The sequence below is a fragment of the Archangium sp. genome, from assembly GCF_036277355.1.
Taxonomy (GTDB): Bacteria; Myxococcota; Myxococcia; order Myxococcales; family Myxococcaceae; genus Archangium.
In genome coordinates, this window is the sequence record NZ_DASUNC010000157.1 from 10,781 (window position 1) to 31,440 (window position 20,660).

The 20,660-nt window shown below is 71.3% G+C and carries 15 protein-coding genes; 4 read left to right on the top strand and 11 right to left on the bottom strand.

Features of this window, described 5'->3' with window-relative positions; translation table 11 throughout:
* Positions 1-3: 3 nt before the first annotated feature.
* The 4 genes from VFZ09_RS38930 to VFZ09_RS38945 all read right to left on the bottom strand — a co-directional run bounded on the left by VFZ09_RS38930 (position 4) and on the right by VFZ09_RS38945 (position 6,189).
* Positions 4-3,033 (bottom strand): WD40 repeat domain-containing protein, encoded by a 3,030-nt coding sequence (locus VFZ09_RS38930; RefSeq protein WP_329732847.1) that lies wholly within the window; start codon positions 3,031-3,033, stop codon positions 4-6.
* Positions 3,005-3,430 (bottom strand): hypothetical protein, encoded by a 426-nt coding sequence (locus tag VFZ09_RS38935; protein WP_329732848.1) that lies wholly within the window; start codon positions 3,428-3,430, stop codon positions 3,005-3,007. The genes VFZ09_RS38930 and VFZ09_RS38935 overlap by 29 nt, the downstream gene beginning before the upstream one ends.
* Complete coding sequence (locus tag VFZ09_RS38940; RefSeq protein WP_329732849.1) at positions 3,427-5,448, bottom strand: CHAT domain-containing protein; 2,022 nt, start codon at positions 5,446-5,448, stop codon at positions 3,427-3,429. Before VFZ09_RS38940 ends, VFZ09_RS38935 begins: the two co-directional genes overlap by 4 nt.
* Before the next feature lie 99 nt (positions 5,449-5,547).
* A complete protein-coding gene (locus VFZ09_RS38945; RefSeq protein WP_329732850.1) occupies positions 5,548-6,189 on the bottom strand; it encodes a tellurite resistance TerB family protein in 642 nt (213 codons plus the stop codon).
* 159 nt (positions 6,190-6,348) lie between these two features.
* Between VFZ09_RS38945 and VFZ09_RS38950 the strand changes: the two genes are divergently transcribed.
* Positions 6,349-7,398, top strand: a complete 1,050-nt coding sequence (locus VFZ09_RS38950) for an alpha/beta hydrolase (RefSeq protein WP_329732851.1) — start codon at positions 6,349-6,351, stop codon at positions 7,396-7,398.
* 98 nt (positions 7,399-7,496) lie between these two features.
* Here the strand turns inward: VFZ09_RS38950 and VFZ09_RS38955 are convergent, their stop codons facing one another.
* Both VFZ09_RS38955 and VFZ09_RS38960 read right to left on the bottom strand, forming a co-directional pair.
* Positions 7,497-7,817, bottom strand: coding sequence for a hypothetical protein (locus VFZ09_RS38955; RefSeq protein ID WP_329732907.1), 321 nt, complete (start codon positions 7,815-7,817; stop codon positions 7,497-7,499).
* 46 nt (positions 7,818-7,863) lie between these two features.
* On the bottom strand, positions 7,864-11,298 hold the full coding sequence (locus VFZ09_RS38960) for a tetratricopeptide repeat protein (protein WP_329732852.1): 3,435 nt from the start codon (positions 11,296-11,298) through the stop codon (positions 7,864-7,866).
* Positions 11,299-11,462: 164 nt separating this feature from the next.
* On the opposite strand from VFZ09_RS38960, the gene VFZ09_RS38965 reads away from it, so the two are divergent.
* Positions 11,463-11,789, top strand: coding sequence for a hypothetical protein (locus VFZ09_RS38965; RefSeq protein WP_329732853.1), 327 nt, complete (start codon positions 11,463-11,465; stop codon positions 11,787-11,789).
* 320 nt (positions 11,790-12,109) lie between these two features.
* On the opposite strand, the gene VFZ09_RS38970 is transcribed toward VFZ09_RS38965, so the two are convergent.
* Entirely contained in the window at positions 12,110-13,054 is a 945-nt protein-coding gene (locus VFZ09_RS38970) for an SDR family oxidoreductase (protein ID WP_329732854.1), read from the bottom strand.
* A gap of 19 nt (positions 13,055-13,073) precedes the next feature.
* The gene (locus VFZ09_RS38975; RefSeq protein ID WP_329732855.1) at positions 13,074-13,928 is read right to left on the bottom strand and encodes a lysophospholipid acyltransferase family protein; all 855 of its coding nucleotides are present in this window, start codon (positions 13,926-13,928) and stop codon (positions 13,074-13,076) included.
* A gap of 101 nt (positions 13,929-14,029) precedes the next feature.
* Here VFZ09_RS38975 and VFZ09_RS38980 point away from each other — a divergent pair, with 101 nt between their 5' ends.
* Both VFZ09_RS38980 and VFZ09_RS38985 read left to right on the top strand, forming a co-directional pair.
* On the top strand, positions 14,030-14,356 hold the full coding sequence (locus tag VFZ09_RS38980) for a DUF4142 domain-containing protein (RefSeq protein ID WP_329732908.1): 327 nt from the start codon (positions 14,030-14,032) through the stop codon (positions 14,354-14,356).
* Between the two features lie 40 nt (positions 14,357-14,396).
* A complete protein-coding gene (locus VFZ09_RS38985; RefSeq protein ID WP_329732856.1) occupies positions 14,397-17,363 on the top strand; it encodes a serine/threonine-protein kinase in 2,967 nt (988 codons plus the stop codon).
* 129 nt (positions 17,364-17,492) lie between these two features.
* Here the strand turns inward: VFZ09_RS38985 and VFZ09_RS38990 are convergent, their stop codons facing one another.
* The 3 genes from VFZ09_RS38990 to VFZ09_RS39000 form a co-directional block, all read right to left on the bottom strand.
* Complete coding sequence (locus VFZ09_RS38990; RefSeq protein WP_329732857.1) at positions 17,493-18,437, bottom strand: polysaccharide deacetylase family protein; 945 nt, start codon at positions 18,435-18,437, stop codon at positions 17,493-17,495.
* A gap of 10 nt (positions 18,438-18,447) precedes the next feature.
* Positions 18,448-19,161 carry a glycosyltransferase family 2 protein gene (locus VFZ09_RS38995; RefSeq protein WP_329732858.1) on the bottom strand — a complete coding sequence of 238 codons (714 nt, stop codon included), beginning with the start codon at positions 19,159-19,161 and terminating at the stop codon, positions 18,448-18,450.
* 72 nt (positions 19,162-19,233) lie between these two features.
* Positions 19,234-20,547, bottom strand: a complete 1,314-nt coding sequence (locus tag VFZ09_RS39000; protein ID WP_329732859.1) for a protoporphyrinogen/coproporphyrinogen oxidase — start codon at positions 20,545-20,547, stop codon at positions 19,234-19,236.
* Between the last annotated feature and the right edge of the window lie 113 nt (positions 20,548-20,660).

A 20,660-nucleotide genomic window follows, 5' to 3' on the forward strand; every position in this document is an offset into this window, starting at 1 on the left:
CGTTCAGGTGGACGCACGGCCATGGGCGAGCTCGCAGCCGGCGTACCGTCCGCGAGCCCGCGCCCGGCTCTCGTAGAGATAGGTCTCGCGCAGGTCCGGCGTCAGGCAGTCCTTGTTGTCCTCCCGCAGGTGCCGCTGGAGCTCGGGGATGGAGAGCAGGTGCCAGTTCCTCGCCGTCCCGTCATTGCCGGCGGTGACGAGGTGCTGGCCGTCCGGGCTGAAGGCCGCGGATTGGACCGGCCCGGTGTGTCCCTGCAATACGAGGGGCTCGCCCGTTCCATCGGCTCGCCACACCCAGGCGGTTCCGTCATCTCCCGAGGTGACGAGGCGCTGGCCGTCCGGGCTGAAGGCCGCGGACCGGATGGGCCCGGTGTGTCCCCGCAGCACGAGGGGCGCGCCCGTCCCATCCGCCCGCCACACGCGTGCCGTCCCATCCGTACCCGCGGTGACGAGGCGCTGGCCGTCCGGGCTGAAGGCGGCGGACGTCACCACGCCCGCGTGCCCCCGCAGCACGAGGGGCTCGCCCGTTCCATCCGCCCGCCACACGCGCGCCGTCCCATCCCACGAGGCGGTGACGACGCGCCGCCCATCCGGGCTGAAGGCGGCGGACTGCACCTGCGCCGTGTGTCCCCGGAGCACCACGGGCTCACCCGTTCCATCCGCCCGCCACACGCGCGCCGTCCCGTCGGTGCTGGCGGTGACGATGGATTGGCCATCCGGGCTGAAGGCGGCGGACGTCACCACGCCCGCGTGCCCCCGCAGCACGAGGGGCTCGCCCGTTCCATCCGCCCGCCACACGCGCGCCGTGCCGTCCCACGAGGCAGTGACGATGCGCCGCCCATCCGGGCTGAAGGCCGCGGACTGCACCTGCGCCGTGTGTCCACGGAGCACCACGGGCTCGTCCGTTCCATCCGCTCGCCATACACGCGCCGTCCCATCCCACGAGGCGGTGACGAGGTGCTCGCCGTCCGGGCTGAAGGCCGCGGACGTGACGGGTCCCGCGTGTCCCCGGAACACCACGGGCTCCGCCGGGCCCTCCGCCCGCCACACGCGCGCCGTCCCATCCCACGAGGCGGTGACGATGCGCCGCCCATCCGGGCTGAAGGTGGCGGACATGAGCAACCCCTTGTGACCTTCCAGCTCCAGGGGCTGGCCCGCTCCATCGGCCCGCCAGACGCGCGCCGTGCCGTCCCAGGAGGCGGTGACGACATACCGCCCATCCGGGCTGAAGGCCGCGGACTGCACCTGCGCCTTGTGCCCCTTCAGCACCCGGGGCTCGCCCGTTCCATCCGCCCGCCACACGCGCGCCGTCCCATCCCACGAGGCGGTGACGACGGACTGGCCATCCGGGCTGAAGGCCACGGACACGATCGCGGCCGTGTGCCCCTTCAGCACCCGGGGCTCTCCCCCGCCATCGGCTCGCCACACGCGGGCCGTGCCATCCTCGCTGGCGGTGACGACGGACTGGCCATCCGGGCTGAAGGCGGCGGACATGACCGCTCCCGCGTGTCCCTTCAGCACCCGGGGCTCGCCCGTTCCATCCGCCCGCCACACGCGCGCCGTCCCATCCGAGCTGGCGGTGACGACGTACCGGCCATCCGGGCTGAAGGCCGCGGTCTGCACCTGGCCCGCGTGCCCCCGGAGCACCACGGGCTCGCCCGTTCCATCCGCCCGCCACACGCGCGCCGTCCCATCATGGGAGGCGGTGACGACGAACCGTCCATCCGGGCTGAAGCTGGCGGACACGACCGGCCCCGTGTGCCCCTCCAACTTCACGGGCTCGCCCGAGCCATCGGCTCGCCACACGCGGGCCGTCCCGTCCCAGGAGGCGGTAACAACGTGCTGGCCATCCGGGCTGAAGGCCGCGGAGGTGAGCAGCCCCTCGTGTCCCTTCAACGCCACCGGGGAGCCCGTCCCGCCCGTCCGCCACACCTGGGCCGTTCCATCCTCGCTGGCGGTGACGACGTGCTGGCCATCCGGGCTGAAGCGGGCGGCGTAGACCGCGCCCGGAGTGCGAAACGTCACCTCCGGAGCACTGCGTGCGAGGGCGCCGTACGCGAGTGTCGTCCACCCGCGAATCCGCTCCGGCCGGTGGATTTCGAGCAACAGCTTCATCGCCATCGCGGACTGGCCGCGCTCCAGCAACTCCCGAGCCCCCGACATCAAGGACTGGCTCCGGGCCCGCTCCGTCTGTGTCAGTGCCCACAAGAACAGTCCCCCCATCGCCACCGCCACCATCAGGGCCACCCCGAGGAGGAGCCGCAACCTGCGCCAGCGGGCGCGCTCCCGCTCCAGCCGCCGCTGTGCCTCGTCCTGCCGCAACCGCTCCTGCCGCAGCTCGAAGACCTTCCTCGCCAGCCAGTCGTGACCCAGCTCGAAGTAACGGCTGCCGTGGTGCTCTCCCGCCAGCAGCACCGAGGATCTCTCCAGGGTGGTCAACACCCGGTCCGCCTGTCCCGGCGGGAGCGCGGCGAGTGCCTGACGCTCCGTCAGCAGCGTCCGGCTGCCATCGCTGGCCACCAGGTACTCCTCCAGCAACCGCCGGGCATCCGCCGCCAGGGGCCCCAGTTCCTCCAGGGTGACATCCAGGTAGCGGTGCAGGATGGGCTCGGCCTCCACCCGCTCGTCCACCGCCCTCCCGGCGGCGCGCTCGTCCCAGAGCGCACGGCAGACGATCTGCGCGAAGGCGGCCTGGACCTCCGCGTCGCCCGTGGCGTCCTGGCCCGGCGTGCGGACCTGCAGCATCAGCTCCCACAGCTCGTGCTCGGACCAGTCCTGGGAGGGCTCGCCGGAGGCCGCCAGCCTGCGCGCCACCTCCTCCATCTCCCGCACCGTCAGCGGGCCGAGCCGGAAGCCATGCTCCAGCAGCTCCCTCGCGCCGTACAACCGCGCCCGGAAGCGCCCCAGGTAGTCCTCTCGCAGCAGCAATACGAGCTGGAGTCCCCGGAAGGAGCCGCGCACCAGCCGCGTCAGGCCCTCGAGCAGCGCGTCCGTTTGCGCGGGGTCACGCCCTGGCAGCAGGAGCTGCTCCATCTGATCCAGATAGAAGCAGCACCGGCCTGTCCGAACGCCGCTTCGCCTGCCGCACCGCTTCGTCGAGCGCCTCGTGTGCGCTCACGCCCCGGGGGACCGGGCCGAGCGCCAGGTCCTCGTACATCGCGTGCACGAGCCACTCGAGGGGTGCGTCGCCCGACAACCAGGCCCCGACGCGGACCAGGCGGAAGCCGTGCTTCTCCTCCAACAGGGGCATCACCCCGGCCTGCATGAGCGAGGACTTGCCGGCTCCCGAGGGGCCGAAGAGCAGGAGACAGGGCCAGGCGAGGATGCCTTGCACCACCTTGCGCGTGGAGTCCTCCCGGCCGAAGAACCGGCTCCGATCGCTCGCGCGGTAGGGCTGGGGCCCCAGGAAGGGGTTGGCGGGGCCGCTCATTGATTCCCTCCTTCCCGCCTCCCGGCCGCCAGCGCCTCGAGCCATGCCCTCAGCTCCTCGTCCGCCGCTTCGAACGCCCTCACCCCGGTATGTCCCGGCAGCCCCCTGCCTTCCTCCCACACCTCCCGCTCGTGGGCCCTGGGCTCGAGGACGGCCACGCTGTCGCGCATCAACGCGCGCCCGCCAAAGAGCTGGTAGAGCAGCATCCGGTGGCACCAGTTCAACTGGGACAACCCGATGCACAGGAGCGGGCGCAGGCTCAGGACGCTCTGGATGGGGTCGGCGAGCACGGAGGGCAGCAGGCTCGCCAGGCCGCGAATGCCCAGCAGGTAATCATCCTCGGTGAGCAGCGGCCGGCTGAAGTGGTGGGGGGGCAGGTAGCCGGAGCAGAGCCGGAGCACCACCACCTCCCTCCCGGTGTCCAGTGAGGCCGGGGGCTCGCGCAAACGCTCCCAGCGGCTTCCGCCCGCCCGGCGTTGCATCATCAACGCATGCCCGTCCACGCGCCCGGAGGGTTGGATGACGTGGACCGTGAGCTCCGGATGCAGCGCGGCGATGGCCTGCTCCAGCAGGGGCAACCGCAGGAGCGTGATGTGGACGCCGGCCCCGAGCCAGCGCGCCAACGGGTGCACCAGCGGCGGCACGAAGTCCGTCTGGCCGAACACGTCCTGGAACTCGTAGTCCAGTGCCTCCTCGCCGATCCGCAGCGCGAAGTGCTCCGCCAGGGTGATGAGGGAGAGCGTGGGTGGCACGGCGCCCATCTTCTGGGTGAGCTCGGAATGCAGCCGTTCATGGAGGTGGCGGAGGGTGGGCTCCTCCTCCTCCCAGCGGTCTCCCAGCAACAGCGTGAAGGGCCGCGCCAGGAGGTTGACCAGGGCCGGAGGCGGAGACGAGGTCCCCGGACGCGTGGCCGGGGGCGCCGGGGGGAGGATCCTCCGCGCCTTGAAGTCGAAGAGGACCGGGTCGCGGCCGCGCAGGTACAACACGGGCGAGAACGCCTCGGCACTGCCCTCCAGCTCCGCCAGCACGCTGCGCCGGGCCTCGTTGAGGCTGAGCGCCACGTTCCCCTCCTGCTGGGACGCACGGGTGAGCGCGCGGTAGAAGGCACGCGAGCACCGCATGGCCACATCCGTCCGCACCGGCCAGAGGTAGGCGACGACGGCATCCGCCGCGGTGCGAGCCAGCACCTCGGCCGCGCTCACCAGGGTGCCCGGGCTCGCGCCCTCACAGGCATCGAGGACGATGAGCCGCAGGGGCCCCTTGCTCCAGGCCCGGTGGAGCTGCTGCGCCAGCAACTCCACGGGGAGCCAGCTCTCCTCGCCCTCCTCGTCCGCCAGCCGGAGGACGGGCCACCCCTCGTGCAGGCCCGCATGGCTGATGAGGTGGAGGATGTGGGGCTCGGGCTGGCGCCTCAGGCGCTCGAAGAGGGGGGCTCTCCGGGCGTGGGGTCCGGTGAGGGGCTCGAGCCATTCGATCTCCCCCGCGGCGAGGCTCTCGTGGAGCGAGCCCTGCAACTGCGAGAGGGCATGCGGGTGCAGCGGAGCGACGGCGAGCAGCCGCACCGCGCCTGACACCTCGCGCGTCTGCCAGGGCTCGGGCGAGCGCACGCCGCGGACCGGCAGGACGCTCGCCGAGTTGCCGAGGAACTCGAAGTCCTTGCCAGGCTCGCAGAGGGCCTCCCAGGGGAAGCCCTGGAGGCCGGTCTCCTGGAGCATGAGCCGGAGCAGGACGGGTCCGCCGGCGGAGGCCTCGCGCAGCCGCGCGAGCACGCCCTGGATGTCTCCCTGGAAGAGGGCGCCATGGAGGGCCTGGACCTGCCGTGCCAGCTGGGGGTCCAGGCGCCTGCCGCTCTCGGCCGCTGCCTTCACACGGCCGCCCAGGGTCTGTAGGGAGTCCGCCGTGAGCTCGGGCCCCAGGGGGTGCACGCCGGGCTGCTCCTGGCGGCTGCCCAGGGCACGCGCTCGCAGCTCCGCACCACTCCGCTCGACGTCGATCTCCAGCCAGCCCCCGGCAGACATGGCGGCCTCCTTGGTGGGCTCTCTGGGAGAACACACGGGGCCTGCCGGTTTCGCGGAGGCCCCTGGAAGCAGCGCGGTGTCGAAGGGCTCGCCCGGATGTCAGAGCAGCTTCGACATGATCTCCTGCTCGCGCTGGTCGAGCTTGATCGAGTCGAGCGCCCAGTTGATGAGCTCGTCGGCGATGGCCGCGTCGAACCCGAAGGCCTTGGCGGCCTCCTTCACCGAGGCGCGCTCCTCGTTGGCGATCTCGCCGTCGGCGCACGACACCTCGACGATCATGCGCAGGAGGGCGGCGCGCATCTCGCGGCTCTGGATCTTGCCGACGATGTCGGTGAGGCGGCCGGGCTTCTGGAATTCCCGCTCGATGAGCGCGGAGACCTCGGGGTCACGGGGCGACAGCCCGACGCCGGCCACCACGTTGTCGAGGTGCTGACGCTCGTCCTCGGTGACGCGGCCGTCACTCGCCACGACGTTGGCCATGGCCTGAACGAACGCCATCAACTGTTCCTGGGGGTACTCGCGCGTCATGTCGTCTCCTGGGCGAGCGGCAGGCGAGTGGCTCGCGGGCAGATGGGGAGGCTGCTCGGCGCGGGAGGATAGTCGGCGTCTACGAGGACCGGAAACGGTTTTCGCCCGGGCGCGAGAGGCCACGCCTCCCATGGCGAGCGTCTCGCGACAGAAGGCAGCCCTCCGCACTTCGCCATCCAGGAGGCGCTGTTGCAGGCCGTGCTCCATCAACATGCGGGAGGAGTCCGCCGCGAACGACGCGTCCCCCCGCCCCGCCAGCCGATGACCACGGCCAGCGCCTGCCGCGGCACCGGCTCGAACGCGCTCCGGCCTCGCGGCTTCAACGCAATCAACCCCTTGCCCGGAAAACCTGGGCCAGTTACGACCCTGCTCATGAAACCGTCTGCCTGGCCGTCCGTCGACAAAGTGATGCGTGTCTTGTGTGGCGCTGTCCTCCTCGGGGCGCTCGGGGGCTGCGACCGCACCGGCGGCACAGTCCGCGATGACGCTGGGGCGACCGAGGGTGTCTCCAGCTCGGCGGTGCCTTCGGTCCGCCGCAACGCGACCTACCCCGTCCTCTCCTCGACCCACGTTTACGGCAAGGGTCTGCAACACAGCACGTGGGGCGGCGGGACGACCACCCCTGTCGATCTGCTGCTGGATCTCTTCGAGCCGCAGGGCGCGCCGGCGGGCCGGCCGGCGCTCGTCATCATCCACGGGGGTGGCTTCAGCAGCGGCTCGCGTACGCAAGCCGAACTGCGCTCCTTCGCGAAATACTTCGCCTCGCGCGGCTGGGTGAGCATCTCGATCGACTACAGGCTCGCCGGACACCGCGGCACCCTCCCTTCCCAGTGGGTGCAATACATACAGAACGAGGTCCCGGCAGCGCGCCAGGGGCAGACGGCCGCGCTCTACCCCGCCGCGCGCGACGCCAAGGCCGCCGTGCGCTGGCTCTATGCGAACGCCGCGACCTACCAGATCAACACCGACTATGTGACGGCGATGGGCGGCTCCGCGGGCGCCTACCTCGCGATCGTGCTCGGAGTGACCGACCCGCGGGACTTCCGTGACGAGGTGCCGGCGAGCGCCGATCCGACCCTCGCCACCACCCACCTGGACCAACCCTCCCGCGTCCGGACCGTCATCGACCACTGGGGCGGCCTCGAGCACCTACGGATCCTGGAAGCCCTGGATGGCCGGTCCCGCTTCGACTCGAGCGATCCACCGGTGAGCATCGTGCACGGCACCGCTGACGCCACGGTTCCCTTCTCCGAGGCCGAGGCGCTTCGGGATGCATACGTCTCGACCGGCGTCGCCTTTGACTTTCATCCCCTGGAGGGCGTCGGCCATGGCCCCTGGACGGCCACGGTCGGGGGGCTGACGCTGGAGGAGCTGGCGATGGCCTTCGTCATCGAACAGCAAGCGTTGACCGTGTCGGAGTAGGGTGAACCGGGTCGAGCTGGGCGCGCCGCTTCTCCGCGTCCTCGGCAGGAGTACCTCTGGAGTGGCTGGCTCGCTCCTATTCCCGCCGCCGCCACCCCCTACCGGCGCGGGGACCGGCGCAGCACGAGGCTGCGCAGCGAGCCCATGAACACGCCCACCACCACCGCGAGCAGGAAGATGATGACGATGGTGGTGACGCCGAACACGAGCCGCACCACGGACTCGCGGATCTGCCCGGCGAAATAGGCCTCGCGCAGCGGCCGCATCAACCCCACCAGCTCCAGCGCCCTGGCCGGCAGCGAGTCGAGCGACAAGGAGAGCCGCTGCAGGAAGATGGACGGCCACAGGCGCCGCGCACCCTCCACGCCGATGCCCACCAGCAGGTAGAGCACGGACAGCAGGAAGGCATTGCCTCCCATGATGCGCATCAGCGGCAGCGGGGGCGGCGGATGGGACTGTTGCACGCTATCTGCCTCCCAACTTCTTCTGGAGGGGCTTGAGCATCTTCCTCACACGCGCCGCCTCGGGCGAGCCGCCCGCGAGCTTCAGGAACGTCCCATAGGCCTGCACGGCCTTCTCCGTCTCGGCGGGGTTGCGCACCAGCGCGTCCGCCAGCGCCAGCCACGCCAGTCCGTCCACCGGCTCCAGCTCCACCGCGCGGTTCAGTTCCTTCATGGCCGTGGCCTCGTCGCGCTGCTTCAGCGCCACCTGCCCCAGCACCAGGTGGTTGCGTCCGGCGAAGGGCTCCAGCCGCACCGCCTCGTCCGCGGCCGTGCGCGCGTCCTTCACCGCTCCGGCGGCCAGCAGCACCCGGGCCATGGCCGCCTGGGCGAACGCCTTGTCCCACGTGGTGGCCGCCTTGTCGGCAACCGTCTGCAGCGCCTTCGCCGCGGCCTTGCCGCCCGAGTCCTCCACCCAGTGCTCGCCCGCGAGGCCGCACGGCGTGTCCGGCCCCTCGCGCCGCGCCGCCTCGTAGGCCTTGCCCGCGTTGGCCACCAGGCCCTGCCGCATGAACGCCCGGGCGATGCCGCAGAAGGTCTCCGCCGACTTGCTGTCCAGCTTGTTGGCGCTCTCCAGGGCGCTGAAGCCGCCCTTGGTGTCGCCCAGCGCGAAGAGGATCTCCGCGCGCACCCGGTGCGCCTCGGGATCGTTCGCCACCAGCTTCACCGCGCGCCCCGAGGCCGCCTCGGCGTCCTTCGTCTTGCCCGTCTGGTAGAGCGCCATCGCGAAGCCCTTGTGGGCCCCCGCGGCGCCCGGGTTGTCCAGCTGCCACTCCTCGAACTGCTTGAGCGCCTCGGGGGTGCGGCCCAGCGCCAGCAGCGCCCGGCCGAGCGCCTCGCGCGCCTCGCCGTGCGAGCCATTGCGCTCCACCGCCTGCGTCAGCGGCTTCATCGCCAGGTCCGGTAGCCCTCGGGCGATGAGCAGCCGGCCCAGGGCGCACGAGGCCTCGTAGTCCCGCGCGCCCTCCGCCACGGCCGCCTCCAGCAGGGTGCTCGCCTTGTCCAGCGCCTTGTCCTGCCAGTGCAGCTGCCCCAGCGCCGTGCGCACCTGCGTCTTGGCCGTCTTCGTCGCCGCGAGCGTCTTCTCCAGCGCCTCCCGCGCCCGGTCGCGCTCGCCCTCGGCGGCGTCGGCCTGGGCCAGGTAGATGATGGCCTCGGCGGGGTAGCGGTCCTCCACGCGCGTGCGGGCCAGCTCCACCCGGGCGCGCTTATGGTCTCCCAGCTTCGTGTACGCTGCGGCCCGCACCAGCGCCACCTCGCGGCCCTCCCCTTCCACCCGGGAGAGCACCTCGGACGCGCGATCGCGGTCCAGCAGCGCCCGGCCCAGGCCCGCCGCGGCCTCCTCGCTGCTGGGCCGCAACGTCAGGGCCTGCTCGAAGGCCCGCTGGGCGGCGGCCATGTCCCCGGCCGCGCGGTTCGCCTCGCCGAGCGCCAGGAGGGTCTCATAGGCCAGCGCGCCCTTCGTGCCCTCGGCCAGCAGCGTCCGCGCCTCGCCGGCCTTGCCCAGGGCCGTCATCAACCGGCCCTGCACCAGCCGCTGACGATCGCGCAGGGACACGGGCAGCACATCCCCCGTCAGCGCCTGCACGTCCGAGAGGGCCTGCTCCAGCTCCTGGCCGAGCTCCAGCCGGCTCTCCGCGACACCGAGGCGCGCCACCGGGTGCTCGGGGGCCAGCTTCGTGGCGGCCGAGTACATCTTCAGGGCATTCACCGGATCGCCCGCGTCCCGGTACCAGGCACCGAGCGACACCAGGGCGCGCACGTTGCGCGGCGACAACTTCAGCGCGCGCTCGAGGCGCTCCAGGCCCTCCTTGGCACTGCCCTGCTCCAGCAGGACGCTCCCGGCCATCGCCAGGGCCTCGGTGCTCTCCAGCTTCGCGTTCAGCAGGGCGCGGCGGGCGGCGTCACGGCCCTGGGCATCGGCCACCAGCACGTCCACGAGCACGGCGCTGGTGGGGTGCTCCGTGCGCACGTTGGGGCGGCCGAGCGCGTCGAGCGCCTGGGCCCGCTCCTCGGCGGAGCCCGTGTCGGCGTACCGCAGGGCGTGGGCGTAGGCCGAGAGGGCCCAGGCCCGGGTGTTCTCGTCCTGCAACCGCACCACGTGGGAGAGCAGCGCGAGCGACTCCTGCCGGGAGGACTCCGTGTCGTGCTCCAGCTGCCGGGAGACGCGATCCAACGCCGCGGCGAGCGCCTGGCCGCCCTGCTTCGCCCGAACGACGAGGAACACGCCGCACAGCAACACCAGCACGGCCGCCGCCACCACGGCCTTCAGCGCACGGGGCGAGAGGAAGGAGGCCGCGTCCTTGGGAATCAGCTTCTCGCGCAGCTCGCGCTCGTAGGCCGCCGTGAGGGCCGCCACGTCCTGCACGGCGGGCTTCGCCACGGGAGCGGCGGCGGCGGGCGCGGGGACCACCGGGGAGGGCGCGGTCGCCTCGGGCAGCTCCGCGAGCAACCCGCGCCGCGAGCCCGTTCCACCGGAAGACGCGGTGGGGACGGAGTGCAGGGCCGGGGCCTCCGGCTCCTCGGGAGCGGCGGGCTCGGACTCCAGCGGCGGCAGGTCCGCGAGCAGCCCGCCCTCGTCCTCGGCGGCGGCCTCGACCGGAGCCGTCTCCAGCGCCTCCTCGCCGACGGCGGCTTCCGCCGTCACCGCCGGTGGCTCCTCGTCGACGGTGAGCGACGCTTCGGGGCCCTCTTCGGAGCCCTCGGCCGGGGCGGCTTCGGACGGCGCGCCTCCATGCTCGATGTCACTGGCCTCCAGCGACAGCTCGACGGGGGCCTCGGGCGGGGCGGCCTCCACGCCTTCCAGCACCGGCTCCGAGGAAGCCTCCGGGGGCACCTCCGTCTCGACGGTCACCGGTTCGGCGCCTGGCTCCGGGGCGGCCGCAGCCGCGAGGGCCTCGGCGGGAGCGGACGCCTCCGCCTGCGCGGCGGGCTGCTCCTCCGCGGCCGTGGGCTCGAGGGCGTTCAGGTCTCCGAAGGCCGGAGCCGGCCCACCCGCGAGCGCCGCCTGCGCCTGCTCCATCCAGCCGCGCACGCGGGCATCATTCGGCTGCAGCGTCAGCGCCTTGCGCAGGATGGGCAGGGCCGAGCGGTACAGGCCCCGCTGTAGCAGCACCTCGGAGATGAGGTTGTAGGCGTGCGGGTTTTCCTTGTCGATCGACACCGCCTGATCGAACTGCGCCATCGCCTCGGCGGGGCGCCCCATGAGGATGAGGGCCTTGCCCCACAACACCCGCCCCGTCACCGAGTTGGGATGGTGGGAAATGCCCTGCTCGCACACGGCGATGGCGCGGGCATGCTCGCCCTTGGCGACCAGCGCCTTGGCCAGCTCGACGAACACCGATGATGCAGGATCCTGGGCGAGGAGCTGCTCGTAGCGCTCCACCAACGATTTGGCCATGCGGCCCGCGACCATAGCACCGGGGCACCTTCCGTTTCGCCCCCTCCGCAATGGGTGCTAGCGTCCTCCGGGTGATTCGCCTGCTTGCTGTCCTGCTCGTTTTCGCCCTCGGTACGGGCTGCGCCCACACCAAGAAGAAGACCGACCTGGAGACCCTTCGCCCCGTGGTGGAAAGTTTCCACCAGCGCGTGCGCTGGAAGGACTACCGCATCGCCGCCCGCTTCATCGTCCCCGAGCGCCGTCAGGATTTCGAGAGGGCCCGCCGGGAGAAGCAGGACGAGCGGGACCTGTCCATCACCGACTACGAGATCGAGGACGTCGAGATCGTCGAGGAGGGCCAGCGGGCCATCGTCACCAGCCGCATCAAGTGGATGCGCCTGCCCTCGGTCTCCGAGCAGAGCGACACCGTCACCTCGGAGTTCGTCTACCGGGACGGCAAGTGGATGCTGGAGAAGCAGTCCGGGGGACCGTTCGACGGAGAGCTCCCCTGAAAAAAACCGCCCACCACCCCGGGGCCGGCCGAGATGGTGGGCGTCGGAGGCTCCCCCATGGAACCTCCCTGAACAGGTCACGGGGTGGGGAGCATCGAGGGCCCATCCCCACCGCGTTTCATGTCCTGTCCCTAGAGCAATGCGGGTGCCAGTCCCCCGGCCGCCCGCCCCCCACCTGAAATCAAGGGGTTGCGGACCCGCCCCGGGGAAAAGCCCGTACTGGAAAAACCAGGGGGCCTGACAGCGGTGTCACACTCCCCTCGGGGCCTCGTTTTTCGAGACCCTGACAACACGGCCAGGGGAACCCCTGACGGGGCCGCCTACTCGCCGATGACGGAGCGGATGGTGTCGCGCATGGAGAAGCGCGGCTTCCAGTCCACGTCCTTCTGCCAGCGCGAGCCGTCCACGTTGCAGAGGAACTGGATGTGGTCGAGCTCGGGCGGGGGGAAGTTGGCGAGCCGGTACTTGAAGAGGAGGCCGAGCAGGGGCCGGGCCACGGGGTGGGGCACGGGGACGGCGCTGTGGCCCAGCTCGCGGTGGATGGAGGAGAGGGGCACCTCGCCGGGGCCCACCACGTTGTAGACGCCCTTGGGCTCGGGGCGCAGGGCGGCGTCCACCATGGCGCGCGCCACGTCCTCCACGTGGATGAGCTGCACCATCGGATCGAACCCCGCCAGCACCCAGGGGCGGCGCAGGCGCAGGTAGTTGCTGGGAGCGTTCTTGATGGTGGGCCCCACGATGTGGACGGGCCGGAGGATGACCGTCTGGATGTGGGGGTGCTTCCAGAAGAAGCTGTGCGCGAGCATGTCCACTTCGATGAGATCGCGCACGCCCGAGAAGCGGCTGGCCGCCATGAGCGGCGCGTCCTCGGTGAGGAAGTTGGAGTTGTCCGGGCTGGGGCCGTAGACGTTGGCGGAGGAGAGGACCACCACCTTGGGCACCTTGTAGCGGGCGCAGTACTCGAGCAGGCGCGTGGTGCCCACCACGTTGAAGGAGTGGTGCTCCTCCTCGCTCATGCGCGGATCATGCATGATGCCCATGTGGATGACGGCGCGGATGTCGTTCTTGCGGAAGACGTCCTCGGCCTTCTTCTTGCGCAGATCCAACTGGTGCATCTCGATGTCCTTCGGCCGGCCCACGAAGGGACGCCGATCGATACCGATGATGCGCTCGTGCTTGTGCAGCACCTTGGCGAGGGCCCGGCCCAGGTTGCCACTGATGCCGGTGATGACGACGGCCGGTCTCTTGGAAGGATCCTGATTCATGGCGAGGGTGCCGGGCGCGTCACCAGAAGACGCCCTGACGCTCCTTGAGTCCCTGGTTGAGCATGCCCTGGATGGCGGTCTTCACGGTGCGGACCTTCTTGTCCAGCTCGCTGTCCTCGTCGTCGGCGCGGCCGGTGAAGCGCAGCGGCTCTCCGAAGTAGATGCGGTACTTGGTGGGCAGGGGCAGGGGCATCCCCGTGACGGTGAGCGGGAAGGAGGGGAAGCCGAGCAGCCGGGCCAGGGGCTTGATGTCCACCAGCGCGGGGGACTGCTCCTCGGCGCCCACCACGGCGATGGGGACGATGGGGGTGTCCGTCTCCAGGGCCAGGCGCATGAAGCCCAGGCCGAAGTCCTGCAGCTGGTAGCGCTGGGGCCAGAGCTTGCCCAGGCCGCGCACGCCCTCGGGGAAGACGAGGATGGCCTCGTCGGCCTCCAGCAGGCGGCGGCAGTTCTCCGGGGTGCCGACGATCTGCCCCACCCGGGCCATGAAGGTGGAGACGTAGGGCAGCGAGGGCACCCACTTCTCCACCATGCTGCGGATGGCGCGCGGAGGATCCGCCTCCAGCAGCAGGGCCACACCAATCATCGCCCCGTCCATGGGCAGCTGGCCGGAGTGGTTGGAGATGAGGAGGACACGGCCCTGGGGGACCTTCTCGATGCCGAAGGTCTCCACCCGGTGGTAGTGGCGGTAGAGCCAGAAGAAGGGGGCGAGCGCCGACAGGCTGTAGTCGAGGTTGAAGCCGAACGGGTCCACCCCGTACTCGTTACCGGTGCGGGCGAGCGCCTGCAGGCGCTCCTTGCGCTCCGGCCCCACCATGCGCTCCGTCCAATCCCGGAGCTCCTGCTTCACCTTGTCGGAGAGCTGCTCGAGCATGGGGGCGTGTCTACACCATCGTCCCCCGCGCTGGGAGGGAAACGGGGACGGGGTGCCTCCGGGGACCGTCCATCCGTGCACGCCCGTGCAAGTCCCGGACGCTGGCCAGGTCCAAGGCCCTGTCGCTGGCCCTCGTGAAGTACGACAAGCAGGTGGAGCGGTTCTACGAGAAGCGCGACGAGCTGGCGGGCCTGAGCGGCCGCGAGTTCGACAAGGCCTTCCTCGAGCAGGTGTCGGACGACCAGGACCGGGGCAAGGAGCTCATCGAGGAGGGTCTGGACGAGTACCGCGACGACACGACGCTGGCCGTGTTCCTCGGGAGGACGGCCCCGGTGCTCAGCGGCCACCTGCGGCGGGTGAAAAGCCCGGCCCTACCTCCAAGGACCCACACACGGCCGCTACTCCCCCTCCCCGGGTTCAAGATATGACTGTCCCATTGGTGACAGTTACTCCCGGGGAGGAGCGCACATGAGCGAGAACGGGCCACGGGACAAAGGGGACTCGGGCACCGGCATCCCGGGAGAGGACGCCACGGTGGTGCGCTCCCTGTCCTCACCGCCGGCCCGGACGCTGCTGTACGCGGACTCGCTGGGAGAGGCCGCCACCCAGGTGCGCAGCCTCGCCACGCCGCTGTTCCCTCCGGACGCGTCCACCCCCGGGTCGCCGCGGAGTGGGCCCGTCTCCACCGCGCCGGGACAGACGCTGGCCGGCCGCTACACGGTGCTCAACCGGCTCGGCCAGGGCGGCATGGGCGAGGTGGTGGCCGTCTATGACTCGCGGCTCGACCGGCGCGTGGCCCTCAAGCTGCTGCGCCGGGATTGGGACCCCGGCCTGTCCCAGCACGACCTGGAGACGCGCATGCTGCGCGAGGCCCAGGCCATGGCGCGCCTCTCGCACCCCAACGTGGTGGCCATCTACGACGTGGGAACCCTCGAGGACGGCGCCATCTTCATCGCCATGGAGATGGTGGAGGGGCAGACGCTGCGGCGCTGGAGCGACCAGGCCCCGCGCACCTGGCGGGAGACGCTGGACGTGTACCTGGAGGCGGGACGCGGGCTGGCGGCCGCGCACGAGGCTGGCCTCGTCCACCGCGACTTCAAGCCCGAGAACGTCCTGGTGGGCAAGGACGGGCGGGTGCGGGTGACGGACTTCGGCCTGGCGCGTGCCGGTGCCGCCTCACCGGTGGTGCCCTCGGACACGCCCCTGCCCCTGCCGCCGGGGGCCCTGGACAGTCCCCTCACCCTGCAGGGCACGCTGCTGGGCACGCCCCGCTACATGGCGCCCGAGCTGCTGCGGGCCGGCCCGGCCGATGCGCGCAGCGACCTGTTCGCCTTCTGCGTGGCCCTCTACGAGGCCCTCTACCGGCAGCACCCCTTCTCCGGCGCCAACCAGGCCGAGTCCACCCAGGCCCAGCTCGAGGGCCGGGTGAAGCCACCTCCCGCCAACACGGACGTGCCCGCGTGGGTGGAGCGCACGCTGGTGCAGGGCCTGCGGGCGGACCCGGCGCAGCGCCCCGCGTCCATGCAGAAGCTGGTGGCGGCGCTGGAGGTGGACCTCGACGCGCGGCGGCGGTCCCGGCGGCGCAAGCTCGGCCTGGTGGCCCTGGTGGCGGGCATGGCGGGCCTGACGCTCTGGAGCGCGCTGCTGCACCCGGACACGGAGGCGGGGTGCACGGGCCTGGAGCGCAGGCTCACCGGCACCTGGGACGCCACGGTGAAGGCGAGGATGAAGCGGGCCTTCCTGGGCACCCGGCTGCCGTATGCCCAGGACACCTTCAAGCGCACGGCCTCGCTGCTCGACGGGTACACGGGGACATGGGTGCGCATGCGGACCGAGGCGTGCGAGGCCATGCGGCAGCCCTCGCCCGGGAAGCTCGACGTGCTGAAGGTGGACTGCCTGGAGCGGCGGCGCGCCCAGCTGCGGGAGCTGACGGAGCTGTTCTCCCGCGCGCCCGACCGGGACAACCTCTCCAAGGCCGTGCAGGTGGTGCAGTCGCTGCCGCCGCTGAGCGCCTGCGCGGACGCCAAGGCCCTGACGGCCACGGTGCCCCTCCCGGAGGAGCCCTCGCTGCGCGCCCCGGTGGAGGAGCTGCGGGCACAGGTGGACCGGCTGGAGACGCTGCGGCTGGCGGGCCGGTACCGCGAAGCGCTGGCCCCCGGAGAGGAGCTGCTGCCGCGGGTGGAGCAGGTGGGCTACGGGCCCCTCGTGGCCCAGACCCTGTACGAGGTCGCCTCGCTGAAGGACCTGAACGGGGATTACGCCGGCGCCGAGGCCCTGGCGCGGCGAGCCATCTCCGTGGCCGCCCGGAGCAAGGCCGTGGTGATGGTGGCCAAGGCCTGGACGCTGCTCTTCCGGGAGGTGGGGTGGAGGCAGGCGCGCTACCCGGAGGCGCAGGGGCTGACGCTGGCCACGGAGTCGGCCGTGGAGATCGCGGATGACGACGAGACGCGCTCGGACTCGCTCAACGACCAGGCCATCGTGTTCCAGGAGATGGGCCGCTACGAGGAGGCCCGGGCCGCGTACGAGCGGGTGTTGGAGATCCGCAACAAGGTGCTGGGGGCCGACCATCCGAAGACGATCGCCGCGCACAACAACCTGGGCGTCGCGCTCGGGGCGCTGGGGAAGTACGAGGAGGCGCGGGCCGAGTACGAACAGGCGCTGGACCTCCGGAAGAAGACACTGGGGCCGGACAACCCGCTCGTCGCCAACTCCTACAGCAACCTGGGCACGGCGTTCGGACAGCTGGGCAAGCACGAAAAGGCCCGGGACCTGTACGAGCACGCGCTGGCCATCCGCAAGAACGCCCTGGGGCTCGAGCACCCCGACGTGGCCACCTCCCTCAACAACCTGGCCGTCGCGTACGACGCCCTGGGCCGCTACGAGGAGGCGCGGAGGCTGCTCGAGGACGCGCTGGTCCTGAGGGAGAAGCTCCTGAAGCCAGGCCATCCCGACATCGCCAACACCCTCAACAACCTGGGCAACGCGCTGCGGGGACTGGGCCGGTACGAGGAGGCGCGGCGGCGGCTCGAGCGTGCGCTGGCCCTGCGCGAGAAGGTGTTGGGAGCGGACCATCCCGACGTGGCCACCACGCTCAACGACCTGGGCGAGGTGTTGCGGCTCATGAAGAAGCCCGCGGAAGCGCGGGCGCGCCACCAACGCGCGCTCGCCATCCAGGAGAAGTCGCTGGAGCCCGGGCACCCGGACCTCGCCCTGTCACTCATCGGACTGGGCAACGTGGCGCGGGACCTGGGGAAGCACGACGAGGCGCGGGTGAAGTATGAGCGGGCACTGGCCCTGCGCGAGAAGGCGCTGGGACCCGAGCACCCCCTGGTGGCGGAGTCGCGCGACACCCTGGCCCGGACCCTGGAGCGGACACGCACGGGTGGCACTGGGAAGCGGAACGAGAAGACGATCCTGGCGGTCCCCATCCCCTGACAGGGTTTCACTTCGCCACGTCCAGACGTCCGCCAACACGGGCAGCCAAACACCACTCGTAGTCGACTACGAGCGATGTATGTCTTTCACCCACCCCACTCGTAGTCGACTACGAGTGAAGCGCGGCGTCTACACGGTGAGGGCGAGGTGGGAGGCCGCGTCGCGCAGCGTCACCACGTCGTAGTCGGACTTCAGCCAGCCGAAGAGGGTCCTCAACCGCTCCAGCTTGTGCGTGACGGGCACCCGCAGGTCCCTCTGCTGGCGCACCAGCTCGGACGGGATGCCGTCCTGGGCGTCCAGCACGTCCGCCGCGTGCAGCTCGAGATTGAAGAACGCGTCGCCCTGGAGCGAGCGGTACGCGGCCCGGATGATCGGCAGGGGCAGCGTGAGGGCGAAGGTGCCGATGAACGGGAAGCGCACGCCGGGCGTCACCGCCATGGGCAGCTCCAGCACGGCCCCCGAGCCCCGCTGGTAGGGCCGGGCCGGATCCGGCCGGTACGGCATCCGGGGCGCGAGCAGCACCCGGGGCGAGTCCAGCACCGCCCGCGAGGGACGTCCCAGCAGGGCCAGCGAGCCCATCACCGCCGCCTTGGCGGTGTAGTACGGCACGGCGGGAAAGGAGGAGGAGCCGTAGCGATAACCGCGCTCCACCGTCGCCGCGTACAGGGCGGCGTTGAGCGTATAGCCCGGCGCGCGGAAGCCCACGGGACGCACGCCCGTGGCCGCCTCGAGCACCTCGTCCGCGCGCCGCAGGTCCTCGCGGATGCTCTCGGGCGGGCGCCGCGTCAGTGCGTAGTCGTGCGAGAAGCTGTGGCTCGCCACCTCCACGCCCGCCTCGTGCGCCGAGCGCAAGGCCGCCGCGGCCCCCGCGTCCGCCGCCACGTCCTCGCCGATGGCGAAGAACGTCCCCGGCACGCCCACCTCCGCCAGCAGTTGCCTCAACCGGGGCACCGCCGCGGTGTAGACGAGCCCCCGGGCCCGAGCGTCCAGCAGGGACTCGGGCAGCCCGTGGATGCGGCAGTAGTGCGGCAGCGAGTCCAGGTCGACGGAGATGGATGCGAGCCGCCGCGCCACCCGCGCCTCCTCAGGTCCCGCGGATGCGGATGACGTAGACCAGCTTGCCCACGTTCCTCAGCACGTTGGGCACGCGCTTGAAGAGGTGGATGGAGGGCTGGCGCTTCTCGTGGAGCTGGATGGGGATTTCGACCACCCGCAGGCCCTCGCGCCAGGCGCGGATGACGAACTCGCTGGCGAACACGTCCATGTCCACCACGCATTTGGCCACCACGGGCATCAGGGCCTCGCGCCGGAAGGCCTTCAGCCCATGCGTGTCCGTGCCCTGGAAGTCCAGCGCCACGCGCAGCAGCTTGTTGTGCACCCGCGTGGCCAGGCGCCGCACGAGCGGCCGCTGATCACTCGCGCCCTTGGCCGCCTTCGAGCCCACCACCATGTCCACCCCACCCTTCTCCAGCAGGGGCAGCGCGGTGTCGTAGAAGCTCAGGTCGCACAGGTCGATCTCATCGCAGAAGACGTAGGTGCCCCGGGCCTTCTCGATGCCCGCCTTCAGCGCCACCCCGTAGTTGGGCCGCTCCGAGTGGAACCAGCGCAGGCGCGGGTTCTTCGCGCACATGTCCTCGAGGATTCGCGGAGTGGCGTCGCGCGAGCCGTTCTCCGCGAAGAGGATCTCGTAGTCCCAGCCGCGCGCATCCAGGCCCTGGGAGAGCTCCGCCGCGGCGGAGGCGACGATGGACGCCTCGTTGTAGACCGGGATGACGATGGAGAGGTACGGGGGGGCCATGGACGGACGTGCGACCTAGCACGCCCCCGCGGGCCCCGTCGATGCACAACTACCGCCCGTCCCCGCTCATCGTCAGCCGTTCAACCGGCGCGCGCAGGCCCGCCCACCCAGGATGGCGTCCTCCATGGACGAGTACTCCCACTGCCCGTATCGCCCCGCGGTGAGGATGCCCGCGTGCTCCAGGAAGCGGAGGATCTCCGCCTTCGCCGGCCCATAGGCGTTGTCGTAGAGGACATACGCATGGGGAATCTCGCGCGCCCGGGCGAAGAAGATGTCCTCCGCGGCGTTCACCATCCGCGAGCGCACCAGGTCCTCCACCGCGTACGACTCGGCCTGGGCCATGGAGAGCTCACCGTGGTGGCTGTACTCCACGTAGAAGGTGGAGGTGTCCGGAGGCGCCAGGGGCGCGTACACCGCCGAGGGCGAGCCGATGCGGTACGTCTTGAACTCGGGCTCGGGCAGGTAGATCCAATGCCACGGCTGCGGATTCTTCCCGCGGGCGGCCACGCACACGTACGTCACCGTGGTGGCGCGCAGACGTCCGGCGGCGGCGAGCACCTCGTCGGGCACACCCGAGGCCCCCTTGGCCACCAGCCGCACCAGCCCCGGTAGAGACATGGTGGAGAGCAGCTCCGAGTAGCCGAGCGTGCGCCCGTCCGACAGCGTCACCTTCCGGGTCTTCCAGTCGATGGCGGTGGGCTCGGTGTTGACGCTCAGCTCCCCGCCCTTCAGGTGGGCGAGGATGCCCCGGGCGAGGCTCTCGATGCCGCCCTCGCGCGGATAGACGAACGAGGCGTTGTAGCCCAGCGCATCGCTGCCCACGCCCAGCGCCCCGTCCACCACCTCCTTCAAGGTGGGACGAGGCACGAAACGGCCCACCCAGGCGGCGGACAGCTCGGACGGGTCCACCGTCCACAGCTTCTTGTTGTAGGGGAACATGAAGTTCTTCGCGAACCCCTCCCCCATGTAGCGCAGGATGAACTCGGCGAAGTCGCGCGGCTCGCGCTCGCGCAGCTCCCGGCCCTTCTCCCCGTAGACGGCCTCCACGTAGCCGATGAGGTTCTCCGCCACCACCTCGGCGGGCAGCCCGTGTGTATTCACCTGATACGGAAAGCGCGTGAAGACGCCCCGCGAGTAGATGGCCGCCTTGCGTTGAATGGTGACCAGCTGCCCCGGCAGCCAGCGGGTGTTCACCAGTTCCTTGATCTCCGGGTCTCTCAGGTGCAACCAGTGGCCGGTGGGATCGAAGGCACACCCCTCGATGACCTCGGTCTTGATGAGGCCGCCGACCCGCTCGGACTTCTCGATGAGGCGCCAGGGGCGCTGCAGGAAATGAGCGGCGGACAGCCCCGCGAGGCCCGCGCCGAGGATGACGATGGGATCCATGGAAAAACCGGGTCTACCATCTTCGAAGCCACCCCGGGCAACAGCAGCGTCACCGGGAGTACCCGGGAGGGGGTCCCCTGCCCGCCTGCCCTGCCGCCGGGGCGATGCGCCCG

Bases quoted from the DNA above. Each gene is read 5' to 3' on its own strand.
- VFZ09_RS38935 (WP_329732848.1), bottom strand. From the start codon at position 3,430: ATGAGCGGCCCCGCCAACCCCTTCCTGGGGCCCCAGCCCTACCGCGCG.
- VFZ09_RS38975 (WP_329732855.1), bottom strand. From the start codon at position 13,928: ATGCTCGAGCAGCTCTCCGACAAGGTGAAGCAGGAGCTCCGGGATTGG.
- VFZ09_RS38960 (WP_329732852.1), bottom strand. From the start codon at position 11,298: ATGGCCAAATCGTTGGTGGAGCGCTACGAGCAGCTCCTCGCCCAGGAT.
- VFZ09_RS38995 (WP_329732858.1), bottom strand. From the start codon at position 19,161: ATGGCCCCCCCGTACCTCTCCATCGTCATCCCGGTCTACAACGAGGCG.
- VFZ09_RS39000 (WP_329732859.1), bottom strand. From the start codon at position 20,547: ATGGATCCCATCGTCATCCTCGGCGCGGGCCTCGCGGGGCTGTCCGCC.
- VFZ09_RS38940 (WP_329732849.1), bottom strand. From the start codon at position 5,448: ATGTCTGCCGGGGGCTGGCTGGAGATCGACGTCGAGCGGAGTGGTGCG.
- VFZ09_RS38950 (WP_329732851.1), top strand. From the start codon at position 6,349: ATGAAACCGTCTGCCTGGCCGTCCGTCGACAAAGTGATGCGTGTCTTG.
- VFZ09_RS38955 (WP_329732907.1), bottom strand. From the start codon at position 7,817: ATGGGAGGCAATGCCTTCCTGCTGTCCGTGCTCTACCTGCTGGTGGGC.
- VFZ09_RS38945 (WP_329732850.1), bottom strand. From the start codon at position 6,189: ATGTTGATGGAGCACGGCCTGCAACAGCGCCTCCTGGATGGCGAAGTG.
- VFZ09_RS38970 (WP_329732854.1), bottom strand. From the start codon at position 13,054: ATGAATCAGGATCCTTCCAAGAGACCGGCCGTCGTCATCACCGGCATC.
- VFZ09_RS38930 (WP_329732847.1), bottom strand. From the start codon at position 3,033: ATGGAGCAGCTCCTGCTGCCAGGGCGTGACCCCGCGCAAACGGACGCG.
- VFZ09_RS38985 (WP_329732856.1), top strand. From the start codon at position 14,397: ATGAGCGAGAACGGGCCACGGGACAAAGGGGACTCGGGCACCGGCATC.